20 protein-coding genes are annotated in these 23,159 nt (G+C 59.5%); 9 read left to right on the top strand and 11 right to left on the bottom strand.

The features are described 5' to 3' along the window. Positions 1 to 6: 6 nt before the first annotated feature. From fliE to ACJO3M_RS08825, 6 genes are all read right to left on the bottom strand, one after another. Positions 7 to 375: a flagellar hook-basal body complex protein FliE gene (fliE, locus tag ACJO3M_RS08850; RefSeq protein WP_407001033.1), complete on the bottom strand. Its 369-nt coding sequence runs from the start codon at positions 373 to 375 to the stop codon at positions 7 to 9. Positions 376 to 591: 216 nt separating this feature from the next. Next, positions 592 to 2,043, bottom strand: coding sequence for a sigma-54-dependent transcriptional regulator (locus ACJO3M_RS08845; protein ID WP_407001032.1), 1,452 nt, complete (start codon positions 2,041 to 2,043; stop codon positions 592 to 594). A 25-nt stretch (positions 2,044 to 2,068) separates the two neighbouring features. Further along, entirely contained in the window at positions 2,069 to 3,295 is a 1,227-nt protein-coding gene (locus tag ACJO3M_RS08840; protein WP_407001031.1) for a sensor histidine kinase, read from the bottom strand. Positions 3,296 to 3,539: 244 nt separating this feature from the next. After that, complete coding sequence (locus ACJO3M_RS08835; protein WP_407001030.1) at positions 3,540 to 4,991, bottom strand: sigma-54 dependent transcriptional regulator; 1,452 nt, start codon at positions 4,989 to 4,991, stop codon at positions 3,540 to 3,542. 71 nt (positions 4,992 to 5,062) lie between these two features. After that, entirely contained in the window at positions 5,063 to 5,392 is a 330-nt protein-coding gene (locus tag ACJO3M_RS08830) for an SOS cell division inhibitor (protein WP_407001029.1), read from the bottom strand. A gap of 72 nt (positions 5,393 to 5,464) precedes the next feature. Then, positions 5,465 to 6,823: a DUF1329 domain-containing protein gene (locus ACJO3M_RS08825; protein ID WP_407001028.1), complete on the bottom strand. Its 1,359-nt coding sequence runs from the start codon at positions 6,821 to 6,823 to the stop codon at positions 5,465 to 5,467. A gap of 275 nt (positions 6,824 to 7,098) precedes the next feature. Here ACJO3M_RS08825 and ACJO3M_RS08820 point away from each other — a divergent pair, with 275 nt between their 5' ends. Both ACJO3M_RS08820 and ACJO3M_RS08815 read left to right on the top strand, forming a co-directional pair. Further along, the gene (locus ACJO3M_RS08820) at positions 7,099 to 7,593 is read left to right on the top strand and encodes a DUF6586 family protein (RefSeq protein ID WP_407001027.1); all 495 of its coding nucleotides are present in this window, start codon (positions 7,099 to 7,101) and stop codon (positions 7,591 to 7,593) included. A gap of 45 nt (positions 7,594 to 7,638) precedes the next feature. Beyond that, positions 7,639 to 7,899, top strand: coding sequence for a hypothetical protein (locus tag ACJO3M_RS08815; protein WP_406988203.1), 261 nt, complete (start codon positions 7,639 to 7,641; stop codon positions 7,897 to 7,899). A gap of 23 nt (positions 7,900 to 7,922) precedes the next feature. Here ACJO3M_RS08815 and ACJO3M_RS08810 read toward each other — a convergent pair whose 3' ends face one another. Both ACJO3M_RS08810 and lexA read right to left on the bottom strand, forming a co-directional pair. Further along, positions 7,923 to 8,423, bottom strand: a complete 501-nt coding sequence (locus ACJO3M_RS08810) for a cell division inhibitor SulA (protein WP_407001026.1) — start codon at positions 8,421 to 8,423, stop codon at positions 7,923 to 7,925. A 33-nt stretch (positions 8,424 to 8,456) separates the two neighbouring features. Beyond that, positions 8,457 to 9,065 carry a transcriptional repressor LexA gene (gene lexA / locus ACJO3M_RS08805; RefSeq protein WP_407001025.1) on the bottom strand — a complete coding sequence of 203 codons (609 nt, stop codon included), beginning with the start codon at positions 9,063 to 9,065 and terminating at the stop codon, positions 8,457 to 8,459. A 162-nt stretch (positions 9,066 to 9,227) separates the two neighbouring features. Between lexA and ACJO3M_RS08800 the strand changes: the two genes are divergently transcribed. Genes ACJO3M_RS08800 through ACJO3M_RS08790 form a run of 3 tightly spaced genes read left to right on the top strand, consistent with a single transcriptional unit; the run spans position 9,228 to position 11,671 of the window. Beyond that, a complete protein-coding gene (locus ACJO3M_RS08800) occupies positions 9,228 to 10,229 on the top strand; it encodes an amidoligase family protein (RefSeq protein WP_407001024.1) in 1,002 nt (333 codons plus the stop codon). Next, positions 10,222 to 10,956 (top strand): gamma-glutamyl-gamma-aminobutyrate hydrolase family protein, encoded by a 735-nt coding sequence (locus ACJO3M_RS08795; RefSeq protein ID WP_407001023.1) that lies wholly within the window; start codon positions 10,222 to 10,224, stop codon positions 10,954 to 10,956. The genes ACJO3M_RS08800 and ACJO3M_RS08795 overlap by 8 nt, the downstream gene beginning before the upstream one ends. A gap of 28 nt (positions 10,957 to 10,984) precedes the next feature. Beyond that, the gene (locus ACJO3M_RS08790; protein ID WP_407001022.1) at positions 10,985 to 11,671 is read left to right on the top strand and encodes an SIMPL domain-containing protein; all 687 of its coding nucleotides are present in this window, start codon (positions 10,985 to 10,987) and stop codon (positions 11,669 to 11,671) included. Here the strand turns inward: ACJO3M_RS08790 and ACJO3M_RS08785 are convergent. Then, entirely contained in the window at positions 11,668 to 15,432 is a 3,765-nt protein-coding gene (locus ACJO3M_RS08785) for a translocation/assembly module TamB domain-containing protein (RefSeq protein WP_407001021.1), read from the bottom strand. The genes ACJO3M_RS08790 and ACJO3M_RS08785 overlap by 4 nt on opposite strands. Before the next feature lie 5 nt (positions 15,433 to 15,437). After that, positions 15,438 to 17,192, bottom strand: coding sequence for an autotransporter assembly complex protein TamA (locus ACJO3M_RS08780; protein WP_407001146.1), 1,755 nt, complete (start codon positions 17,190 to 17,192; stop codon positions 15,438 to 15,440). Positions 17,193 to 17,401: 209 nt separating this feature from the next. Here ACJO3M_RS08780 and ACJO3M_RS08775 point away from each other — a divergent pair, with 209 nt between their 5' ends. Genes ACJO3M_RS08775 through ACJO3M_RS08760 form a run of 4 tightly spaced genes read left to right on the top strand, consistent with a single transcriptional unit; the run spans position 17,402 to position 22,502 of the window. Next, positions 17,402 to 18,706 (top strand): acyl-CoA dehydrogenase family protein, encoded by a 1,305-nt coding sequence (locus ACJO3M_RS08775; RefSeq protein WP_407001020.1) that lies wholly within the window; start codon positions 17,402 to 17,404, stop codon positions 18,704 to 18,706. 25 nt (positions 18,707 to 18,731) lie between these two features. After that, positions 18,732 to 19,943: an acyl-CoA dehydrogenase family protein gene (locus tag ACJO3M_RS08770; protein WP_407001019.1), complete on the top strand. Its 1,212-nt coding sequence runs from the start codon at positions 18,732 to 18,734 to the stop codon at positions 19,941 to 19,943. A 40-nt stretch (positions 19,944 to 19,983) separates the two neighbouring features. Beyond that, entirely contained in the window at positions 19,984 to 20,991 is a 1,008-nt protein-coding gene (locus ACJO3M_RS08765) for a hypothetical protein (protein ID WP_407001018.1), read from the top strand. A 23-nt stretch (positions 20,992 to 21,014) separates the two neighbouring features. Continuing rightward, positions 21,015 to 22,502 carry an amidase gene (locus ACJO3M_RS08760; protein ID WP_407001017.1) on the top strand — a complete coding sequence of 496 codons (1,488 nt, stop codon included), beginning with the start codon at positions 21,015 to 21,017 and terminating at the stop codon, positions 22,500 to 22,502. Between the two features lie 25 nt (positions 22,503 to 22,527). Here the strand turns inward: ACJO3M_RS08760 and ACJO3M_RS08755 are convergent, their stop codons facing one another. Further along, positions 22,528 to 23,151 carry a tetratricopeptide repeat protein gene (locus tag ACJO3M_RS08755; protein WP_407001145.1) on the bottom strand — a complete coding sequence of 208 codons (624 nt, stop codon included), beginning with the start codon at positions 23,149 to 23,151 and terminating at the stop codon, positions 22,528 to 22,530. Positions 23,152 to 23,159 lie beyond the last annotated feature (8 nt).

The raw sequence follows: 23,159 nt of genomic DNA, 5'->3' as shown, positions 1-23,159 counted from the left end.
CCGCTATTACACCGGCATGTTCATGATATCTTCGTAAGCCTTCACTACCCGGTTACGAACCTGGGTCAGCGCTTCGAAGGAGACCGAGGCTTTCTCGGAGGCAATCATCACACGGGTAATGTCCACGTTGGGATCACCCATATCGTAGGCCGTCTTCAGGTCGCTCGAGGTTTGCTGCAGCTCATTCACACTCCCCACGGCCTGACTGAGCATATCGCTGAAACTTGAGGTTTCCCGGCCCTGCTCAACACGCTGGGGGCCATCAATTCTACCGCGAACGTCATTGTCCTGTTCAACACGCTGGTTCTGCATCATCTGCGAACGCATGTTGCGGATTTCCGACAGCACATTGTTGATATCTGCACGTTCGACCATTATTCACTCCCCCGGGATTGGCTGCTTCAGCAACACCCCATTGAACTCTGATTCTGTTACCCCGTAGAAAGCAAACAGCAGGCCAACAAGATTTATTTCTTATTTTTCATTAAATTACAGACACACATTGAGATGAAAATCAGGAAAGCGACGGGGATTTGACAGAAAAAAAGGGCACCGCGAGGCGCCCTGAGGAAGGAGTGGAGACAATCCGGATCAGGCCATAGCCAGCTCCGAGTCCAGGTCAATGCCTGCATCACGCATCTGGGCCAGCTTGTATCGAAGGGTCCGGGGGCTGATACCCAGTTGCTCAGCCGCCCGATTACGGCGACCGCGCTCTTTTTTCAGCGTGTCTATGATGATACGGAACTCTCGCTGGCGCAGATCATCCCCAAGCGCAACCTGGCCACTTTCTTCTATGGCAGCGACCGGTGAGCCCGCATTACTGGCAGACACGACGTCCTGCTCCGCTGGCGCAGATACCGACTCCGGAGCCTGAGCCATCACCGGCGCACTGCCATCCACGCGACCGTTGATCCCCAGTTCGAGGCACAGGTCACTGGCATGAATCACGTTGCCCTGATGCAGCACCAGCGCCCTCTGGATAGCATTATCCAGCTCCCGCACGTTCCCCGGCCAGGGGTGGCTGACCAACGCCTGCCGGGCATCGCCGGCAAAGCTGACGCCGGTGAGCTTCATCTTGCGGCAGTGCTTTTTCAGCAACGCCGTGGCCAGTGGCATGATATCCAGGGAGCGATCCCGCAGCGGTTGCCAGTGCATTGGAAACACCGTCAGTCGGTAATAGAGATCTTCCCGGAACTTGCCCTCGCGGACGTACTCACTCAGATCACGATTGGTGGTGGCAACCACCCGTACATCCAGGGTAATGGTCTTGCGACCGCCGACCCGCTCAACCTCCCGCTCCTGCAGCACACGCAGCAACTTGGACTGAAGCCCCAGGTCCATTTCAGAAATCTCATCAAGCAGGATGGTGCCGCCATTGGCCTGCTCGAATTTACCGGGCGACGAAGCAACCGCGCCGGTAAACGCGCCTTTTTCGTGGCCAAACAGGATGGCCTCAAGCATGTTTTCGGGGATAGCTGCACAGTTAATCGCTACAAACGGCTGGTCGGCGCGGGGCGATTGCTGATGAATGTAGCGGGCCAGCACCTCTTTACCGGTGCCACTCTCGCCGGAAATCATGACGGTGGAATCACTGGCAGCGACTTTCGCCGCCAACTGGAACATGCGTTTGCTGATCGGGTCCTCGGCCACCGGCTCGTCCCCCCTGGCTTTCTCCCGGGGCCCGCCCACCACTTTGGTGACCGCTTCGACCAGGACCTGGGGCTCAAAGGGTTTCACCAGGTAATCAATAGCGCCGGACTGCATCGCGGACACCGCATGGCTGATCTGGCCGTATGCGGTGATCAGCATCATCGGCAGCCCGGGATACAACCGCTGCACCTCCCCCAGAAGATCGTGGCCGGACATGCCAGGCATGTTGACGTCGCTGACCACCATATCCACTGGAGATTCCGCCAGCCGCGCCAGCGCTTCTTCGGCGTTGGCAGCTTCACGCACCCGGAATTTTGCCAGCTCCAGGGTTGTAACCAGCGCTTCCCGCAAGTCATGGTCGTCCTCAACGATCAGAATCTGGGCCTTGGCCATGGTTGCCTCCAATGATTGTTCTTGATTAACCAACGAGCGGCAGGGTCAGGGTCGCCACCGCCCCCCCCTGCTCCGGGGATTCAATGGCAAACCGCCCCTGGTGCGCTTTTACCACCGCCTGAACAACGGCCAGCCCCAGGCCAGTACCGTGAGACTTGGTGGTGTAGAACGCTTCCATCAGCTGTCCGGCCTGGCCGGTTTCAAACCCCGGACCGTTGTCCGCAACACGAATCATCAACTCGCCTTTCACAGGAACCAGCTGAACCACCACCCGGGTTGCACCGGCTTCCACGCTGTTGTTCACCAGATTGGTACAGGCGCCGACCAGAGCATCGCGATTACACATAACCCGGCAGTCGTCGACCTGGCTGTCCAGATGAACGTTCACGCCGGCCGCCAGTTTCAATCCGTCCAGCGCGGCCCCCAGGGCACTGACCAGCGTCTCAGCAGACAGCTCTTCTGCCAGCCGGGTTTCCCCGCGGGCAAAGATCAGCATGTCACGCACCTGCTGTTCCAGATGTGTCAGCCGTGACATCAAGCGGGACGCACAGCGCTGGCGCATCTCTTCGTCGAGGTCTTCCTGGCTGAGATGGCCACCATAGAGAATAGCGGCGGATAATGGCGTGCGGATCTGGTGCGCGAGGGAGGCCACCATTTTACCCATGGCCGACAGTCGCTGGGCGTGAGCAAGCTGTGATTGCAGGTGACGGGTTTCTGTCAGGTCGGTCAGCAGTATCAGCTGCCCCGGCTGGTTTTCCATGGTCCGGATTTCGATACTGACCCGCCGGCCGTCTTTCAGGGACACTTCGTGACCATCGTCCCGGCGCGGCGCGAAACAGCGGCGGATCACATCCACCCAGCGTTCACCATCCAAGGGCTCTCCCAGCAGGCTGATTGCCGCGGGGTTGGTCTGGGTGACCACACCCTGGCTGTCCAGCACGACAACGCCGGCAGGTAGCGCAGTCAACAGCGTCGACAGCCGGTCTGCGAGTTCTTCCTTCTCTTCCAACTCCTGCTGGCGCTGCAGCGATTCTGCGGTCAGCTCTCCGGACAGCTGGTTCACCCGGGATTCCAGCGTGCGGTAGGAGTCGGTAATCTGTCGCGACATCTGGTTAAACAGTTCGAGGGCCGAACCCACAGCCTCGTCGTCCTGTTCCGGAAACAGAGCGGTAACCTTGTCGTTAACATCCGCTGCGGCGTTGGTCTGCGCCTGCTTCGCGGAAGACTGAACAACAAACTGTAGCTGACTCATAAACTCGTCCCCTGACTCACCCGAACACCGGGTCAAACTCTACGGATGATTTCTTTTCGGGGGACTTAAGCCAGCATCATGCCAACTTAAATTTTTGTTTATATTTCAGCAGGAAAGAAAAATCACCAGCCTGGAAACGACGATTTTACGTCGGCCAGAAACGACGACGGCGCCTCGGGTTACAAACCTTTGACGCCTTCGATTCTGTGTACTTTGCGGGATGATTTGACTGGGGAGTGGAGAGTCAGGAGTCCTCGGACTCCCCCTCTCGAAGCCCATACTTGCGAACCTTCTCCACCAGAGTCGTCCGCCGAATCCGCAGCTTCTCCGCCGCACGGGCAACCACACCACTGGCCTCATCCAGCGCCTGCTGAATCAGCTGCTTTTCAAGGTTCGACAGGTAGTCCTTCAGGTCGATGCCATTGACCGGCAGCAAGGCCGGCGCATCCAGGCCCACCAATCCCGGAATGCCGGACGGCATGCCGGAATCCTCGATGGGTCGGTTTTCGTCATAGTCGTCCACGTAGCGGAACTTTTTGGGCAGCTCCTGAACGCCGATGACGCCATAAGGGTGCATGATCGCCAGGCGCTCCACCAGGTTGGCCAGCTCCCGCACGTTGCCCGGCCACTCATGTCGGCACAGACTCATGATGGCGGCGGAATTCAATCGCAACGAACCGCGCTTCTCCTTTTCCATGCGTGAGATCAGTTCGTTGATCAGCAACGGTATGTCTTCGACGCGATCCCGCAACGATGGCATCTCAATGGGGAAGACGTTGAGACGGTAATAGAGGTCTTCGCGGAAGTCTCCGGTTTCGATCATGTCTTCGAGGTTCTTGTGGGTGGCCGCAATCACCCTGACGTCGGCAGACAGGGTGCGGTTGCTGCCAACGCGCTCAAACGTGCGTTCCTGCAGCACCCTCAGGATTTTCACCTGCATATTCAGGGGCATGTCGCCGATTTCATCCAGGAACAGGGTGCCCCCTTCGGCCATTTCGAACCGCCCGACCCGTGCCGTGATTGCGCCTGTGAAGGCGCCTTTTTCGTGACCGAACAGTTCACTTTCCAGCAACTCGGCGGGGATCGCACCGCAATTCACCGGGACAAAAGGCTTTTCACGGCGACTGGAGTGGTAGTGCAGGTTTCGTGCAACCACTTCCTTGCCGGTGCCGGACTCGCCGGTGATCAATACACTGACTTCCTTATCGGCCACCTGCTGCATCAGCTCGCGCACTGACTGAATGGTACGACTGGTGCCAACGAGGCTACGGAACAGTTGCAGGCCGCGCTGCTGGCCGCGCTTCTGGGAGCGGGTGAACTGGTCGTGGTAGATCTGGGCGCGGTAGAGCGAGTCCACGAACTTGGTGTACGTAAGGGGCCATGACATCCGGGCGATGATACGCCCGCGATCATCTTCGGATACGCCTTTCAGCGGCGGATCGCCTATCATCAGGAGGGGAACACCCTGAAGCTTGCTGCACAGATCAGACACGGTTTCACTGATCTGCCGGTCTTCGCCATTCAGGATGACCACGCTGATGGAAGCCAGCGCCTCAGAGTCGCCGCTGGCCAGCAGTGTACGAGCGTCTTCGCCTGAAAATATCTGTTCTTCGCCAATAAACTCCAGAACGGTAACAATATCGTGGCGGCGGGATTCGTCCTCGCTCAGCACCAGCACTTTGTTATTTTTGGACATCCACATGAATCTCTTGGAAGGATTTGTGCGGTATTTAAGACCCTAAGAGCCCGGGAGTCAATTTTATGACGCTATTTGGAGCGGTTTGTTGAAACGCTTTGGTACGCGCGAGCTGCATTCTTGTTACGGTTCACTCCTTTCAGGGCCTGTTCCGCCTCCTGACGAGATTCCGCTGCCCCGGCGCTGGCGGCGTCGCAGAAGGTCTGGAGACGTTCCAGACGCTCCCTGACCGGCTCCACCGACACCTCACCCGCTTCCAGTTGCGCCATCACAGGCTCAACCGTAGCCTTTACCTGGCTATTGAGCTCAGCCAGTCGATCCCAGTCCTTATCGGCCAATGCGCCGGCAAGCGCCTCGATCAGTTGGTCCATGACCTTGAGATGGTTCGGGGTTCCTGTCATTCATGATTCTCCTGTGCTTACCAGAGCGACCCCGACTGCGGGCGGAAGATGCTCTCCCGCCCGGCGCCCTCACTACCGGCGCGCAGCCCGTCGGGCGGCAGAGGCGGTGAACTGGTTGCCACGGAACCCCGGGTTGAAGTTGTACGCGGGGAAGCCGTCATCCAGGCCGTCAATGTAGTAGCGTTTGGCTTTAAGATCGTACGTCATCTCCATGGTAGTCCAGAACGCCGGCTCACTGTAATAACTGATATTGTGCGCTTCGGAAACGCGCCACAGATTACCCTCGGCATCGTACTCCTCGGACGCCAGAATCTGCCAGCTGTCTTCATCCACATAAAAGACCCGGCGGGCGTATATATGGCTGATGCCCGTACGCAGGACGGCTTCCACCACCCATACCCGGTGCAGTTCGTAACGCGTCAGTTCCTGGTTGATATGGCCAGGGCGAATCACATCATCGGGGCGGACCTCGCCATCGTGCAGCTTGTAGGCGTTGTAGGGAACGAAGATTTCCCGCTTGCCCTTGAGCTCCCAGTTGTACTGATTGGGCGCACCGTTGTACATGTCCTTCTGGTCAACCGAGCGCAGGGAGGAAGAGTTCGGTAAGTCGGTTTCATAGGCCAGGTTCGGAGAGCGGCGCAGGCGGCGGGATCCGGCATCGTAGCGCCAGGCCAGTCGGGGCGAGCGGATCTGGTCGAGGGTTTCGTGGACCAGCGTAATGGTTCCCGCCAGATTGGATGGCGCGATGGTGTCGGTCTTCAGGTAGAAGATTTTGTTGTCGATGTCATCCAGGTCCGCGCCGCTGCGGCTGTAGGCGAAGAAATAATCGTACTCGTTGACCACCTGATTGAACGAACCATTGACCTGGGGCGTTGCAGAGGCGCTACGGAACGAAATCTCCTCACCGCGATAACGCAGGATGTGGTTCCAGATCACCTCCAGGCCATTCTTCGGAATCGGAAACGGGCTCGTCATGATGGTGTCCCTGACGCCATTACCGTTGTCCAGCAACTCGGCGGAGACTGCATTCTCGCGGAACTTGTCATACACCTGGTCAGGAAAAGCGGCAGTACGACGCGTCTGGTAGACCGGCATGAAAAAATCCGGGCCGTACTGTTCAAGCATACGGACATGGCCGTCGGTCAGCTTGTCACGGTACAGGTCAAGATTCCCCCGGGTAATCACAAACAACGGCTCGTCTTCCGGGAAAGGGTTAATTTCGACGCTACCGGGCTCCCAGCCTGCTGGTGGTTGCGATAATCCACCAGTCCACTCCGGAATGCTGCCAGAAGCGTTCGCCTGCTTTTCGGCCCCCACCGGGGTCAGTTCACTGTCCAGCTTCCGCGCCTCGGACACACTGACAGCCGCTGCCACCTGGCCGCTTACAAACAACGCCAATAAGGCAACGCCTGTAACCAATTGCTTACGCATCCCTCACTTACCTCCGTTATACCGATGACACCCCGCAACACTCTGCAAGGCGACCCACCCTGGCAACACATCAAAATCGTGCAAATGTCGTTCAATGGGCAGCCTTTTTGCCAAATTCAAACGATCGTTTCAACTTAATGTTTGTGTTTTCTTGTTAAACCTATAGGTAGCAACACGGGGGAGGAAATCCATCGCTGAAAATGGTAGACTGTCAAATTAATCTGAAGCGCACTCTTGTCTCGCTTTTGCGCGCCCAACCCGTTTGGCAGGAAACCATGGCATCACAGTGGCATTCACTGGTATCGCAAAAACTGTTTATGGCCAGGACCTTGCTGCGCCAGGTCGATAGCGACGCGAACACCGCTGACCCGCATCGGGCATTGCAACGGGAAGCAGCGATCCAGGGAACCATTGAGCTGGCGTTGCGCGCCCGCAGTCTGTTGCTGGTTATGATCGCCCGCATATACCAGCAGAAAAACGAAGAGCCGGAATCTCTGGCAGCCCTGGCATCACTACTGGGAACCGAGTTGCCGGAAATCGCGGAACTGCTGGCATTGGCTCATCAACCAGGAAGCTGGTGGAATCTTCTGGATCAACTGGATGCCGCCCAGGGCAAGCCGCCAGCCACACGGAAAACGGTCAGCGCGGAGAACATTATTGCAGTTTCTGCGGAAACGGGACCAGATCGGTCGTCACAAGGACTTAACACATTGCTCGACGCGCTCAAACAATTCGCTGACACCCTGGAAGAGCGTCACAGCGAGTGGTAAATCGCATGACACAGCAGGGTAGGAATCAACAGAAAGGTTATTTGAATGTCACCATCTTTTTTTGAAATCGTACAACTGAGCGATGGCGATTATGCCCTGCGTCGCATTGATGACGATGCCGCACCGCTGGTACGCATTTCATTCTCTTCAGAAGCACGCGAAATGATGGAAGACCGCGACATGGCGGTAGCCAAAGCCATGATTGCCGCCGGCATCGAGGCGGTTGGCAACGTCACCCACGATATCGACTGGGAAGAGGATGAACTGGAAACCCAGGACGTCCAGCCTTCCTACACACTTCACTGACTTCACCCCCGGCCAGCGCATCATCAGCGCTGACGCAAGACCACTCCGTGACTGTTCCCCTGGGCGGACGCCTTCTGCAGCGTCTCCAGGGCTTCCCGGCTGAGTTTCCGGGTCCACATCACGACCGCGTGGCAGGTACCGGCGCTGAGCGCACGCTCAGCCAGATCACGCGCCGGGTAATCCGGCGTGGATCTCAGTACCAGCAATTCACCAGCGACAATACCGTGCATCTTCTGCCATTTACTGACCAGGGCCTGGGGCGGATCAATCCAGGCCAACCAGCGTTTTTCCTGGTTGAGCTGAGTCAGCATCGGCAACAATAGCTGAAAATTCTCAACCTGGCCTTCCGGCAGGATAATCTCGGTTACGTTGCCAGTCACCGGCGCAGACGCAGGGTCTGCTCTCCGGCCCCGGGCAGGTCCCGTGCGAACAACGGACGATTTCCCCGAATGCCTGGCAGACGCCTGGTAGCCACAGGCTGCCGGTGAATAAGCCAGATTCTGGTTAAAACTGAGTTGTTCCATGATACGCCTCGCCTTCAAGTTGACCGTTGCGGATCAGTGCATGTCCGAGCGACGGATAACACCAACACCAAGCCCTTCGATGAACAGTTCCTGTTCCGAGAGGTCCACCTCGATCGGTTCAAACTCCTCGTTCTCTGCGATCAGGTATACCTTTGCACCATCCTTGCGGAAGCGCTTGACCGTCACTTCCTCCCCGACCCGGGCCACCACCACTTGTCCGTTATGCACATCCTGGGTGCGATGAACCGCCAGCAGGTCGCCGTCAAGAATGCCAATGTCCTTCATGCTCATACCGCGAACCCGTAGCAGGTAATCCGCCGACGGAGAGAAGAAGTCCGGCTGCAGGGTGCAGTGATCCTCTATGTGCTCCTGGGCAAGGATCGGACTGCCCGCTGCGACCTGACCGATCACTGGCAGGCCGGGGTCCTCCTCCGCTTCCGGCAGACGAATACCCCGGCTTGCCCCCGGCACCATCTCGATGGCGCCCTTGCGGGCCAGGGCCCTGAGATGCTCCTCTGCAGCATTGGCGGAACGAAAACCGAGTTCTGCTGCAATTTCCGCGCGGGTAGGCGGATACCCGGTTTCGTCAACGTAACGCCGAATGATATCCAGTACCTGGGTTTGTCTTGCTGTCAGCTTCATGCGGTTGCCCCGTTATCCCTGTCTTTATATACAGTGATTTGACTATATACAGTGTTTTATCCAGTGTAAAGATCAGTTCCTGTATTTTTTGTCAGCATGCGCCGGGATGCACCACATACGGTCTGTGATATGGTAAGGCCAACCCATTGAGGAGGCACAGGAATGAGCGACCAAAAGGCATGCAGGATGCCAGACATTCTCAGGACCGAATCCGGCGAAGAACGCCGTGTTGGCGTTGAAATTGAACTGTCCGGACTGAGTTACGAAACCCTGGTGCAACTGAGCGAAAAACTCCTGTCCGGGCAAGCCCGCCAAGCCTCCCGCTATGTGGCGGAGCTGGACACCGATCTGGGCAAGTTCACTATCGAGCTGGATTCCGACCCTATCAAGGATCTGGACCTTCAGGATGAGAGGCTGCCGCAGTCCATGCGGGAACTTGGCGGTCAGGCCATGGAGTTCATTGATGCCGCAGCGGAAAAGATCGTTCCACTGGAGATTGTCAGCCCGCCGCTGCCTTTCACGTCACTTGAGCGGGTGGAAGCACTGTGCGACGAACTCAGAAAGGCTGGCGCCCTCGGCAGCCGAGAGACCCTTTACTATGCCTTTGGCCTGCAGCTTAACCCGGAACTTCCGGATCTCGGGGCAGACACCCTGGTGCGTTATCTCCAGGCGTTCGCCATCCTGTATGACTGGCTGAAATCCAGACATCAGATTGACATCAGTCGCAAGTTCACCAGCTATATTGAACCCTGGAGCAGCACCTACACGGACATGCTGATTGCCGGTGACTACGCTCCGGATATCAAACAGCTGATGCGGGACTACCTGAAGTACAACCCTACCCGCAATAAGGCGCTGGATCTGCTGCCGCTGTTCGCCCACCTGGATAAAGCAGTGCTGGCGGAATTTGTCGAAGATGAGCGCATCAAGAGCCGGCCAACCCTGCACTACCGCTTGCCGGACTGTGATATCGACAATCCACGGTGGCACTTTTCCACCGTCTGGAATGACTGGGTGGTACTGGAACAACTGGCCAATAACGCCGAGGATCTGGCGGAGCTGAGAGAAATGTTCCGGCAAAGCCGCAAACTGAGCATTCGCAATCTCACTCTGAGCTGGCTTGATACCTGCGAGCAATGGCTGCGTAACAGGGACTATGTCTGACCCTATCGACGAAGCACCCGAACAGCCGGGGCTGACCATCGGCATCAGTGGGCCCGCAAGGCGCAGCACCGCACACCGCCTGATCAGTCTGGCGCTGCGTTTGCACGGGGCGAAGATCCACTATATTCGCCCTGGCTCCAGGGTAGACGTTGCCTTGCTGGATGGGCTGGTACTGTCGGGCGGCACTCACGTTCACCCGGAGCTCTATGGCCAACAGCCGACCGTGACCGCCCGTTACGACCACCGGCGCGACCAGACCGATCACAAGCTGCTGGCAAGGGCGGAACAGCTCTACATCCCGGTGCTTGGCATCTGCCGGGGCGCACAGTTCATCAACGTGTTCCACGGCGGCTCGCTGTGCCAGAACGTCACCCCGCTGCGGATAAACACTCGTCACCGGCCACTGTTGCTACCCATGCAAACGGTGAGGCTGGTGAAGAACTCCCGGCTCGGCCGCCTGATGCATAGCCCGGTCATCGGCGCCAACCGGATCCACAGCCAGGCAATCAAACGCCTGGGGCGTGGTCTGAGAGTGGTCGCCCTGGACAATGACCACTTTGTGCAGGCCATCGAAAACACCGGCCACCAGTGGTTGATGGGCGTGCAATGGCACCCGGAATACCTGCTTTACCACGGCGGCCATCGCCGCATCTTCAGCCACTTTGTCCATGCTGCCCGGGCACGAAAGCTCGAGCGCCTGGAAGAAGAAACCGACGAAGCAACCTGACAACTGTAACCAGAACGGAGATCTGACCATGTTTTATGCACTTAAAAGGCATTTCGTAACCGGCCTGGCCGCTACCCTGATTCCGCTGGCCGCACAGGCCGGGGAAGTGAGCCTGAGCGGCGAGGGTTCGGTAAAATACGCCCCCGATAGCGCCCGCCTCCAGTTCACGGCCAGTGCCGAGCACAACCTGCCTGCCAAGGCCTCGGACAAGGTCAATGAGTTGATGGGGCAGTGGCGTGACAGCATCGGTGAGTACCGGGACCAGCTCAACGATTACAGCGATGCCGACGTCAACCTGTACACCCGCACCCTGCCGGTCCAGGAGCGTGATCAGGAACCCCGGAAAATGGCCGTGGCCTCGCAAACCGTGAGCTTCACGATTGACGACCTGACGCTGCTCAACCCATTGCTGGAACAGGCCCAGAAACTGGGGCTGGACTACCACCTCGGCGCCGGGAACTTTTACCATTCCGACGAGCAGGGACTCGAAAAAGAGGCCCTGGCACGAGCCATTGCCGATGCCAGATCCCGTTGTGAGTTTGTCGCCAGCCAGCTCGACCAGAGCTGCGGTGATGTGGTCAACATCAGCGTCAATGGCGGCCACCGGCCCATGCCAATGATGATGGCGGAAGCCAAATCCCGCTCGGATGCGGTGTCCAGTGTTGGAGACCGGGAACTCCAGGCCAGCGTCAGCGCCACGTTCGAGCTGGATTAAAAGTCCCGGGTGTAGAAGATGTCCAGGGAAGCAGCCAGGCCACTGGCTGCTTCCAGATAGAAGTAACGGCCCAGATCATATCGCAACGCCACCGTGGTAATGGGCTCGAAGATACCCACCCCATACCGCAGGCTGAGCTCATCGGTGATGTAACCGCTGGCAACAACGGATGCCTCGTCCCCCGTGCCTTCCGCTTCCAGCATCAGGTTGCGAATACCCAGTTCATCCCCGATTCCCTGAGTGAGTTTACTGGCCTGGGTAAGTCCCAGCGACAGCGCCGCACGACTCATTTGCCCTTCATCTCCCCGGCCCTGGGGCGGTCTTCCGAGGATGACGTAAGACAGGGCATCGCTTTGAGGCATTGAGGGCTCGGAGAAGACTTCCGTTTTCGGTTCACTGACCGGCCCACTGAGCCGAATCCCGGCAACCACGGTATCCACATGGCGTACCGCTTCAATATCCAGATATGGCTCGGTAAGCGGCCCGACAAACACTATCCGTGCCCGGCGCAGCTCCAGTTCCTGACCGTAGGCCTCGTACTGCCCGTTCCTGAGCTGCAGAGATCCCCGGGTATCCATGTCATTGCCAATACGCAGCGTGCCCTCAAGGTCGCCGGTCACCCCGAACGCGGCGAAGGTGACCTGGTCCTCCCCTACCACCACGGTGACATCCATGTTGAGGGACCGAACGGCGGGTTCGTCCTGTTCCACTCCCACAATCACCTCATCCTCTGACACCGACACCGCCTGTTCCGGAAGCGCCTGTACTTCGATTTCACCCCTGGGCACGTCCACCCGTCCGGTGACCGACAAATCTCCGTCCCGATAAGCCAGGGTAATATCCGGCGCAACCTCCACCCGGGCATAGGGGTCATAAGTCACTGGCAGGCGGTCCCCGGTGATGGTCACCTCCACGGCCGGCGATGTTTCCCAGGACAGCTCGCCAGACAACCTGCCTTCGCTGCGGTCATTGCTCTTCCAGCGACCACTCAGATCCGCTGAGTAACCCTTCAGCGTCAGCGCGAGCACCACGTCTTCCAGTGGCAGAGGCAGCGAAGGATCCACAAAACGACCACCGCTGAGGGCGATTTCACCATTGACCGCCGGTTTCATCAGCGGTCCGGACAGCTGCCCCTGCCCATTGATTTCGCCCTCGACTTCGTCCAGGCCGGCAACAACGCCAGCCAGCGCAATATCCAGTCCCTCCAGACTGAAATCACCACTGACAGTGCGGTTCCCGGCAGTCGGATCAACCGACAGGTTGACGGCAAAATCCCCGAGTTCCGGCCCGGACAGCCGCACAGCCACATCCGCCACTTGCGGCTTCATATCCACGTCCACTGTGAACATGTCGTGGCGCAATGTTTCCCAGTCCTCCTGAACCAGCACCTCGAACTCGCCAGCCCCCGCGTCGAGGGCGATCGAACCATCCGGGCCCTGGTCCGTCATGGCCAGATTGATATTGGCGTTGATCCGCGAACGCCAGCGCAGGGTTTCCGGGAGCAGCGAAGCAAGGGACTGGGACGGAAAGTTACTCACCCGGTAAGCCACTTGCGGATTCGGCATCAGCGTCTGGTCTTCCCCACAGATCGAGCTGTCCTGCCAGCGCCAGCAATGGGCGCCCAGAGCCAGCGCGCCCTGGTTGTCATACTCAAGTTGCGCCGGCTGCTCCAGGGTCCAGGTCTGGGACTGGCCCGGCAGGTCGAGCTCACCGCTGTCGAGGAAACCACGCCAGCTGTCCCAGGCTTCACCAGCGCCGCCCGCCAGAGCCAGGTTGAGGTCAGCTTCTTCATGGACCGCGCGAACCGTTAACCGGTGCTCCTGCTGCGTGCCCGACAGGTCCAGCTCCACTCGCTCCAGGCTTTGGCCACCCGCGCGGATGGCATCCGCTCTTGCGCTGGCGTCCAAAACCAGGCCACTGGCAAGACTGGCTTTGACCTCTGCATTCGAGATGGCCACCTTGTCCTGCCATACCAGGTCATTTGCGGTAACGCTCACCTCGCCCTGGGGATCTTCGGGACTTCCGCTGACCGTCAGAGACGCCCTCAACTCCCCCGCCAGCCCAGGTACCAGGATGTCCGGCTCCGGCACCTGGATATCCAGGTTACCGGCAATCTCGGAGCCCCAACGGCCACGACCATGGATCCGGTTTTTGCCAACCTCAAGGTTCAGGCCCGCGACATCCCAGACACCCGCCACAGCTTTCAGCTCGCCGCTGGTCGTGGCCGGCTTATCCTGCCAGGTACCGGAAATCTCCCAGTCGGCTACCATGTCCGGTAGCCCATCATCCGCCAGTTTCCCCTGGCTGTTGAGATCGCCGCTCAGGTTGGCCTCGAGGATCGGCACCCAGTATCCGGGGTTAAACTCATCGAGGGTCAGGCCGGCATTCCAGGCCAGTTGCCCGGCAAAATCGATATCCGCATCACCGGTAAGAGAGCCGGCACCGGTCCTGACCGTCAGGTTGGTCAGTGACACCGTTTCCAGGTCACCCTCCAGGGCCGTCTCAAGATCCGCATCCCCCAGGGGGCCAGACACGGCAGCGTTCAGCCGGGCGTTGTAGCGGTTATCACTATAGGAGACCTCGCCCTCCAGGCGACGAAGAGCAACCGGCGGCTCCTCGAAGTCGGGAATCAGGCTGTACCAGGGGAAAGACTCCAGACCGATGTTGGCAGTCGCACTCAGGGTTTCCTCCCAGCTTACATCCCCCTGAACCTGCAGGGTGCCTTGTTCCGAACCCTCACCGGGCCCGGCCATCTCCAACACCAGGTCCGATACGCCGGTGGTCGTCAGCAAGCCACGGAGCGAGGTTTCAATCCCCCCCCGCGTACCCGGCAATGTGGTCGTGGAGCGGGTAACGAAGCCTTCTTCAAGGCTGCCATTAACAGACAGTTGCCAGTCTTCCAGGATCAGGGTCGGTGGCAGGGTATCCAGTACGAGGAACGACGGCGACTGGAGATTGAGCCTGGCGGGCAAACGTTTATCCAGTGGCGCGAGCCGACCTTCAATGGCGGCTGCGAGGTAACCGCTGCTGCGTCCGGACACCCTGAGATCCCTGGCGCTGCCCGTCAGGTTCAGGGCCAGTTGCCAGTTATCGCCTCCGGGGGGCGGCAGCGACACATCCACGTTCAGGTCCAGCGGCCAGTCACCACGGGTTTCCATGCGTCCGGCGGCGTCCACGGCAATCTCGTCCAGACGGTAATTCACCCGGTCGATCACCCAGTCGGTCCCGGATCCGCCGGCTTGCAATTCCAGCCGGTCCCAGACCTTGCCGTCATTCATGGTGAACGGGCCCAAACGCACGTCGCCAATTCGCACACCCAACGGCAGGTTGACCAGCGGCAGATCGATATCTTCCCGGGGCTCTTCCGGTTCCGATGAAGGTTGCAGTTTCAGATCAATAGCATCGGCATGGAGGGTGTCCAGGCACAATTCCTTGCTGAACAGGCAGCCCGGGGACCAGTCCACCACCACCGCATCCAGGCGAAGTCCGACACCATAACCCTGCCACCGGACCGATTCGGCTTCCCAGTAACCAAACAGAGACCCCCTGTCTCCTTCGGTCTGCAGTCCTGGCACCTGATCAAGCACCCACGCCGTACCAGCCTCAGAGCGCAGCACCACCAGCGCTATGGCGACCAGGATAATCGGCAGCAGGACAACCGTCAGTACCACAACCAACAGCCAGAAACGCCAACTGCGACGCTTGCTACCGTGATCGGCGGTGCCCTGGCTCTCAGGCTCTGTTGTTGATTCCCTTTCCACGTCCGTCACAGCTCCGGCCCCATCGAGAAGTGAATCCGCCAGTCACCACCAAATTCATCATCCAACCCCTTGGCGATATCCAGGCGCAAAGGCCCCACCGGGCTCACCCAGCGAATGCCCATGCCTGCCCCGGTCGCCAGCGGATCGAGCAGGTCGTCCACCGCGTTGCCCCTATCGACAAAAGCGGCCACCCGCCAGTTCTGTATGAATTCATACTGGTATTCGACACTGCCCACCATCAGGTAACGACCACCAACGGCCACGCCGTCCTCATCTTCCGGTGACAGGGTTTCGTAGCCATACCCCCGCACGCTCTGGTCCCCGCCTGCAAAGAAACGCAACGACGGCGGCACGTCATCAAAGCGATTGGTGGCCACCGCTCCCATCTGGAAACGCGCCAGGAACCGGTGTTTATTCGCCAGGGTATACAGCCCCCGGACCAGGAAGTTCACATGGAGAATATCCGCATCGGACAACACTTCCCGGTGCGCCCCGGTCACGTCGAACTGGACCCGATACCCCCGGGAAGGATCCAGTGGCGAGTTGGCGTGCAGTTTTGAATAGCCCAACCCCGGCAGTAACAGGCTACTCGTGTCCTCTTCACCGTCACCGATCCGAAAGCGTTCGCCCTCCCATCGCAGGGAGGCCACCTGCATCCATTCGGAATCCAGCTGATGCTGCCACTGCTGACCGAAGGTGAGCCTTTCGGATTCCACATCCTCAATATCCTCACGCTGATACCCTGCGCTCAGGCGGATGGAATCTGTCATCGGCGGATCCAGGGGCAGCTCATACCAGGTACTGAGGCTCTGGCGTGGGCCGGACAATTCTGTTTCCGCGCCCCGGCGATGGCCCATGGGGTTGATCCAGTGCTCTCGCCAGTTGCCCCGGAGACGCGGGCCAACGTCCGTGGAGAACCCCACACCGGCCGCAACGGACCTGGGCGGACGGGTCCTCAGGTTGATCGTGACCGGAATGACCCGGTTCTCGGCACTGCCGGGAGACGCATCAATGTCCACTCCGGAAAAGTAACCGCTGTTGGACAGATCCCGGCTCAACCTGGCAATTTCATCGGCATGGAAAGGTTGCCCGGGAGCAAAGGTGACAAACCGTTCAAGGAGGTCGTTCTCAAACCCATGCCCCTCTGCAAAGCTCACCTCCCCAAGCCGGTACCGCTCTCCGCTGCGAAAACGGATGACAATGTTCGCGGTTCTTTTTTCCGGATCCACCTCCAGCTTGCGGGTGACAAACTCCCCGTCAAAATAGCCCAGCACCCGGGCGCGGTTCTGGATCGACTGCCGCAGGGTGCTGTATTGACCGTGGTTCAGCACGTCCCCCTCCGCCGGTGACTCCGGTATGGCGCCCAGAAAGCCGCCATCATCCGATGCCGGGCCTTCAATCACCACTTCGCGGGAGGCGATGCGCACCGGCTCGCCGGGTACCACCCTCAACGTCAGTTCGGACAGCGCGTCCTCCCCCTCACCTTCCGCCACGCTCCACTCAATGATGGGACTGTAGTAGCCGAGCGCTTTCAGCGCCTGCTGTACCTGCTTCTTCGCAGTACTGGCGTAACGGCGCAGGTTATCTGCACTTCGTCCTTCAACTTCGCCGACAAATACGTCGGCATTGTCCTGCAATTGAGGAAAGTCACCTTCAACTTTCACCACCACCTGATTCGCCAGGACCGGCACCGGAAACAACCACAGCAGACACCCTAGCAGTGCGCCTGGAAACCGAACTTGTCTGGTATGAGAGAACATCCGTTTCTGAATCGTCTTATGAATGAGGAAAGAAGGCGCCAGCACGAGCAAGTTTAACGGATTGACCGGACCGACCACCAGCAACGCGGGTTTTGCCAATGGCTCCCGCCGTCGACACGCCCATGATCAGACCAGATTCTATCCAATAACAATCTGTCTGATAGTAACAGGAGCGCCGGGTTCCCGCGCGCTTCCACAGGAGACTGACGATGACAAGGGATCCCATAGGACTAGCCCTGTCCATGATGAACCGCCTTGCAGCCAACCCGCTGCTGGACCGCTTTGGCCTGCGTACCACCACCGAGAGAACCGCCTATCACGGCACCCGGGTCGGTTTCCGTACCCTTGCTCTCGCTGGCCGTGAATTCAAACGGGTCTCCAGCTGGCTGCCCAGGAAACGCCTACCCGGCAAACCTGCACCTGCGCTGTTTGATCTTACGCTGGATGACGACCAACAGATGATCGTGGACAGCCTGCACCGCCTGGCTCGGGATACCCTGAAACCGGCCGCTGCGGATGCCGACGAGGCCGGAGCCCTGCCCGCCGAGGTGTTCGACGCCACAACAGAACTGGGATTAACCCTTTACGCCGTACCAACGGAATTTGGCGGCGTTGCCGAAACCCGGTCCCCCGTCACCAGCGTTCTGATCGCAGAACAACTGGCGTGGGGCGACATGGGGCTGGCGATTGCCCTGCTGGCGCCATTCAGTGTTGCCCAGGCCATTACCCGCTGGGGCACAGGCGAACAGCAGTCACGCTACCTGCCGGCGTTCTGCGAAGAACGTCCGCCGGTCGCCACCATCGCCATCGACGAGCCACGGGCGCTGTTTGACCCGCTCAACCTGACCACCACGGCCGAAACCACAGCCAGCGGATACCGGCTGAATGGCGAGAAAAACGGTGTCATCCTGGGTGCCCAGAGCGATCTGCTGCTGATCGCCGCTGCGCTCAACGGCCGACCGCGTCTGTTTATTGTGGAAGCCGATACCCCGGGCATGACACACCAGGCCGCCCCCACCATGGGACTGCGGGCAGCCCAGCCGGTAACGCTCACCCTGAACAACGTTGAAGTGTCCACCGACGCGCTGCTGGGCGATGACGACTTTGATTACCAGGCTTTTCTGGACCTCGGTGCCCTGTTGCGCTGTGGGCTGGCCATCGGCACCTGCCAGGCCGTGCTGGATTACGTCATTCCTTACTGCAATGAGCGGGAAGCGTTTGGCGAACCCATCAGCCACCGTCAGTCGGTGGCATTCATGATCAGCAACCTGGCCATCGAGACAGACAGCATGCGCATGCTCGCCTGGCGTGCTGCCAGTCGTGCGGAAACCGGCCAGACTTTCCAGCGGGAGGCCAGCCTGGCCAGACTGCTGTGCGGTGAAAAAGCCATGGAAATCGGCACCAACGGCGTCCAGTTGCTCGGTGGCCATGGCTTCGTAAAAGAACATCCGGTTGAGCGCTGGTATCGCGACCTGCGCTCCGTCGCCACCCACACCGGCGGCGTCCACGCCTGAGCCTGAACAACACTGGAGTAGCACCATGAACCTGGAAATACCGAAAAAATTTACCCCGATTGTTCACCAGGCCCGGCAGGTCGCCCAGGAAGTCTTCCGCCCCATTTCCCGCAAATACGACCGGGCGGAACACGCCTACCCGAAGGAACTGGACATGTTTGCCTCCATTATGGACGGCATGAACGACGGCGCGCCGGATGGCGGCGCCGGCGCCGGCAAGCTGGCGCGCTCCGGTGACAACGGTGGCGGATCGGGCAATCGCAATGGCACTAATATGAAAACCGTACTGGGATTGACGGAACTGTGCTGGGGCGATGTCGGCCTGGCCTTATCCATCCCGCGCCAGGGGCTGGGCAATTCCGCCATCGCCGCCGTTGCCAGCGAACAACAACTGGCGCGGCTGGGCGACACCTGGGCGGCCATGGCCATCACCGAACCCGGAGCCGGGTCCGACTCCGCCGCCATCCGCACCACGGCCAGGGAGGATGGCGACCACTACGTGATCAATGGTGAGAAAATCTACGTGACCGCCGGCGAGCGGGCCAACGCCGTCGTGGTCTGGGCCAGCCTTGACCGCAACAAGGGGCGGGCCGCGATCAAATCCTTCGTGGTTGAGAAAGGCACTCCCGGCATGACCGTTGAGCGTCTGGAGAAGAAGCTCGGCATCCGCGCTTCCGATACCGCCGCCATCCGCTTCGAAAACTGTCGGGTACCAAAAGAAAACCTGCTGGGGGATCCGGAAATCAGCGTCGACAAGGGGTTTGCCGGCGCCATGCAGACCTTTGACAACACCCGCCCGGTGGTGGCCGGCATGGCCATTGGCGTGGCCCGCGCCGCGCTCGAGCGCACCCGGGATATCGTGGAACGGACGGGCATCGACCTCTGCTACCGCTCCCAGACCTGGACCCAGCCTGCCGTAACCCGCGAGCTTCACCGGCTTGAAGCAGAGCTGGAAGCCGCCCGGCTGCTCACCCTGCGGGCCGCCTGGATGGCCGACAACGGCCTGCCCAACTCCAAAGAAGCGTCGATGGCAAAGGCCAAAGCCGGACGCGTAGGCAACACCATCACCCTGCGCTGTGTGGAACTGTGCAGCAGCCTGGGCTATGGCGAAACCGAACTGCTTGAGAAATGGGCCCGTGACTCAAAAATTCTCGATATTTTCGAGGGCACCCAGCAGATTCAGTTGCTGATCATCGCCCGCCGGTTGCTCGGGAAGTCGTCCGCAGAGTTGAAATAGGCTAACCTGTGTGAAAATTCACAGGAATTCAGGCACCTGAATGCTGAAAATCAACCGGGAAAACCTCAAAACCAGTCACCAGACGATCTGGCTCATCATCGACTTCCTGATGCTGAGCCTGCTCATCGCCAACCTGTCCCTGATCATTTTTGATTCTGTCTACGCCTTCAGCGCCATTGAAGGCTTTTTCGCGGAACATACGCCAGGATTTCATGGCCTTTACGAGCCGATCCACGAAAACTTCCTGTTCTATGACCTGATCTTCGTCAGCATCTTCCTCACCGAATTTTTCCTTCGCTGGGGATACGCAGTGAAGGCCAGTGTTTACGACCGCTGGTATTTCTACCCCTTCATCCACTGGTATGACCTGGTAGGTTGTATCCCGGTCGGCAGCTTCCGCTTCCTGCGGATCCTGCGGGTTATCTCTATTGTTTACCGGCTGCATCAGTACAAGATTATCGACGTCACCAGCATGCGCGTGTACCAGTTCGTGAACTTCTACTATGAGGCCTTCATGGAAGAGCTGTCGGACCGCATCGTGCTCAAGGTGTTGTCCGGCGTGCAACAGGAGGTAAAGCGAGGTTCGCCGCTGTTTGAACGCATCCAGCACGACATCGTCTATCCGCGAAAGGACATGCTGACGGACTGGATTTCACAACGGGTGGCCCAGGCAGCCCAGGAAGGTTATGTACCCAACCGCGGGGCGCTGCGAAGCTATCTGGAAGACCGGGTGGACAGCGCCCTCAAACAAAACCTTGAACTGTCACGGCTGAAGTACCTGCCGGTGGTGGGCCCCACCATCCAGGAAACCCTCGAAGAAGCGGTAGGCGATATCGTGGCCAACGTTATTCACCAGATCCTCGAGGACCTGGCGTCTGCGTCCAACCACGCCTTCATTGAAGACATCGTCAACGTGTTCATGCCTGATCCGGACGACGCCCGGGCAGAATCCGTCGCAAACGAAGCACTGATCAACCTGATCCTGGAAATCCTGGATGCGGTCAAGACCCAGGTGCGAGTCAAACACTGGCGCGAAGAATTGCCATAACAACAGCAAAAGAGTCGAGATCCATGCCTTCATCACAACAGGCCCTGCATTACCGGCCAGCTCATGAGCTTGTACAGGAACTCAACAACGGCACACTCACCAGCGAAGCCGTAACACAACATTTTCTGGACCAGGTCCGGCATCACAACGACACCATCAATGCCGTGGTTACCCTGGACGAACAACAGGCGCTGAAGAAAGCCAGAGCGGCGGATGACAAACGCGCATCCGGCGCCAGCCTTGGCCCGCTGCACGGCCTGCCCCTGACACTGAAGGACACCTGGGAAGTGGCGGGCATGACCTGCACCGCGGGCGCGCCGGCACTGCGGGAACATCAGCCACAACACCATGCCGATGTGGTCCAGCGCCTTGAGGACGCTGGCGCCATCATTATCGGCAAGACCAACGTGCCTATCTACGCCACCGATCTGCAGAGCTACAACAAACTGTTTGGCGTGACCAACAACCCCTTTAACCGCGATCACACCCCCGGCGGTTCATCCGGTGGCGCCGCCGCGGCGCTGGCCGCCGGCATGACCCCGCTGGAGGTGGGCAGCGACCTGGCAGGCTCGATCCGCACTCCAGCCCACTTCTGCGGGGTATTCGGTCACAAACCGTCCAGGGCGCTGGTGTCCTTCCGCGGCCATATTCCGGGGCCGCCCGGCACACAGTCCCGCCCGGACCTGGCCGAAGGGGGTCCGCTGGCCCGCACCGCCAGGGATCTGCAACTGTTGCTGAGCGTCATCGCCGGCCCCACGCCACTCGAAACCCGCAGCTGGTCGGTGAACATGGCGCCCGCCGCCTTTTCATCCCTGGACCAGGCCCGCGTTGGCCTTTGGCTGGAAGATCCGCTTTGCCCGGTGGAGGAAGAGCTGACCAACGGTTACCGCACCCTGGGGCGGGAACTCGAACAACGGGGCGCCCTGGTTGCACAAGCCCGGCACCCCCTGCTCAACCTGGAACATATCCTGCCGCCCTACTTCAACTTGCTGGGCAGCCTGTTGAGTACGTCCCTCAAGCCCGCCCAACGGCGGCAGATGCTCTGGGTGGCGCGCCTGGAAAAGTGGCTGAAATTACTGGGCCCCCTCACCCCGTTTATCGGCGAATACGGACGAGGCGTGAACCAGCCAGTCCACCAGTGGATAGCGGTGAGTGAAACGCGGGAGAAAACGCGCGCAGAGATCGACACCCTGTTCGAGGAATTTGACGTGCTGCTCACGCCGGTCACCCCCACCACGGCGATACCCCATGATCACAGTCACCCGGTGTTCAAGCGTCGCATCTCCGTCGCTGGTCAGCCCAGGGCCTATATGGACCAGTTCTGCTGGATTGCCTTCGCCACTCTCCTCGGCCTGCCTGCCACATCGGTGCCTGTTGGCCGCAGCAAGGACGGACTGCCGTTCAACGTGCAGGTGATTGGCGCCCCGGGGAAAGACCTGACCACGCTCCGTTTTGCGGAACTGCTGGAGCAGGAAGGTCTGGCGGGTTTTACGCCACCAGTGGGTTTCTGACCATACAGGTTTGCTTGTCCATCCTTCAGAAATTCGCCAGGCGCGCCAGCCTCTCCCGGATTTCCTCCCGGCGCCCCTGATCCGCGACCTCACGCCCGTTGCGATCCGGTGCCGCGAGGGCCCGTTCCAGATACTGTCTGGCGCGGGTCTTCTCCCCCTGCTCCAGCAGGTAATCTCCAAAGAAAAAGTTCGGATCAATGCCGTCGGGATTGATAGCCAGAGCCTTCTGCAGATACCGGCGCGCCTTGTCATCGTCACCGAAGCCCAGCGGCCAGCCGGGGACCTGATAATACAGTGATCCCAAGGAAGTATACGCTGAGCCTTCCAGGGCCATTGCGTCAATTTCCAACGCCTTTTCAAGCTGGCGGCGCGCATCCTTTACCAGGCCCAGTGCGCCTAGCCCGCCCTTCTCACCTGCCCAGGTGCTAAGCACAATGGCCAGCCAGATGCGCGGCTCGGCGCGATCCGGGTTGACCGCCACCAGTGCCTCGGCGTCGTCGGCCAGAGCCTCGAACGCCTTGGCCTTTTCTTCCCCCGGCAGTTGATACTGGATCTCGGCCCAGCGTTGCTGGATGCGGACAAGGTCCGATTCCATGGTATCGGCCCAGAGCGGCATGGCCCACGGCAATATCAATAACAATGCGAACATTAAACCAG

This window comes from Marinobacter alkalisoli (assembly GCF_045449795.1).
Lineage (GTDB): Bacteria > Pseudomonadota > Gammaproteobacteria > Pseudomonadales > Oleiphilaceae > Marinobacter.
The sequence above is the reverse complement of the archived record's forward strand: the minus strand, read 5'-3'. Positions and strand labels throughout refer to the sequence as shown.

Bases quoted from the DNA above. Each gene is read 5' to 3' on its own strand.
- fliE (WP_407001033.1), bottom strand. From the start codon at position 375: ATGGTCGAACGTGCAGATATCAACAATGTGCTGTCGGAAATCCGCAAC.
- ACJO3M_RS08845 (WP_407001032.1), bottom strand. From the start codon at position 2,043: ATGGCCAAGGCCCAGATTCTGATCGTTGAGGACGACCATGACTTGCGG.
- ACJO3M_RS08840 (WP_407001031.1), bottom strand. From the start codon at position 3,295: ATGAGTCAGCTACAGTTTGTTGTTCAGTCTTCCGCGAAGCAGGCGCAG.
- ACJO3M_RS08835 (WP_407001030.1), bottom strand. From the start codon at position 4,991: ATGTCCAAAAATAACAAAGTGCTGGTGCTGAGCGAGGACGAATCCCGC.
- ACJO3M_RS08830 (WP_407001029.1), bottom strand. From the start codon at position 5,392: ATGACAGGAACCCCGAACCATCTCAAGGTCATGGACCAACTGATCGAG.
- ACJO3M_RS08825 (WP_407001028.1), bottom strand. From the start codon at position 6,823: ATGCGTAAGCAATTGGTTACAGGCGTTGCCTTATTGGCGTTGTTTGTA.
- ACJO3M_RS08820 (WP_407001027.1), top strand. From the start codon at position 7,099: ATGGCATCACAGTGGCATTCACTGGTATCGCAAAAACTGTTTATGGCC.
- ACJO3M_RS08815 (WP_406988203.1), top strand. From the start codon at position 7,639: ATGTCACCATCTTTTTTTGAAATCGTACAACTGAGCGATGGCGATTAT.
- ACJO3M_RS08810 (WP_407001026.1), bottom strand. From the start codon at position 8,423: ATGGAACAACTCAGTTTTAACCAGAATCTGGCTTATTCACCGGCAGCC.
- lexA (WP_407001025.1), bottom strand. From the start codon at position 9,065: ATGAAGCTGACAGCAAGACAAACCCAGGTACTGGATATCATTCGGCGT.
- ACJO3M_RS08800 (WP_407001024.1), top strand. From the start codon at position 9,228: ATGAGCGACCAAAAGGCATGCAGGATGCCAGACATTCTCAGGACCGAA.
- ACJO3M_RS08795 (WP_407001023.1), top strand. From the start codon at position 10,222: ATGTCTGACCCTATCGACGAAGCACCCGAACAGCCGGGGCTGACCATC.
- ACJO3M_RS08790 (WP_407001022.1), top strand. From the start codon at position 10,985: ATGTTTTATGCACTTAAAAGGCATTTCGTAACCGGCCTGGCCGCTACC.
- ACJO3M_RS08780 (WP_407001146.1), bottom strand. From the start codon at position 17,192: ATGTTCTCTCATACCAGACAAGTTCGGTTTCCAGGCGCACTGCTAGGG.
- ACJO3M_RS08775 (WP_407001020.1), top strand. From the start codon at position 17,402: ATGACAAGGGATCCCATAGGACTAGCCCTGTCCATGATGAACCGCCTT.
- ACJO3M_RS08770 (WP_407001019.1), top strand. From the start codon at position 18,732: ATGAACCTGGAAATACCGAAAAAATTTACCCCGATTGTTCACCAGGCC.
- ACJO3M_RS08765 (WP_407001018.1), top strand. From the start codon at position 19,984: ATGCTGAAAATCAACCGGGAAAACCTCAAAACCAGTCACCAGACGATC.
- ACJO3M_RS08760 (WP_407001017.1), top strand. From the start codon at position 21,015: ATGCCTTCATCACAACAGGCCCTGCATTACCGGCCAGCTCATGAGCTT.
- ACJO3M_RS08755 (WP_407001145.1), bottom strand. From the start codon at position 23,151: ATGTTCGCATTGTTATTGATATTGCCGTGGGCCATGCCGCTCTGGGCC.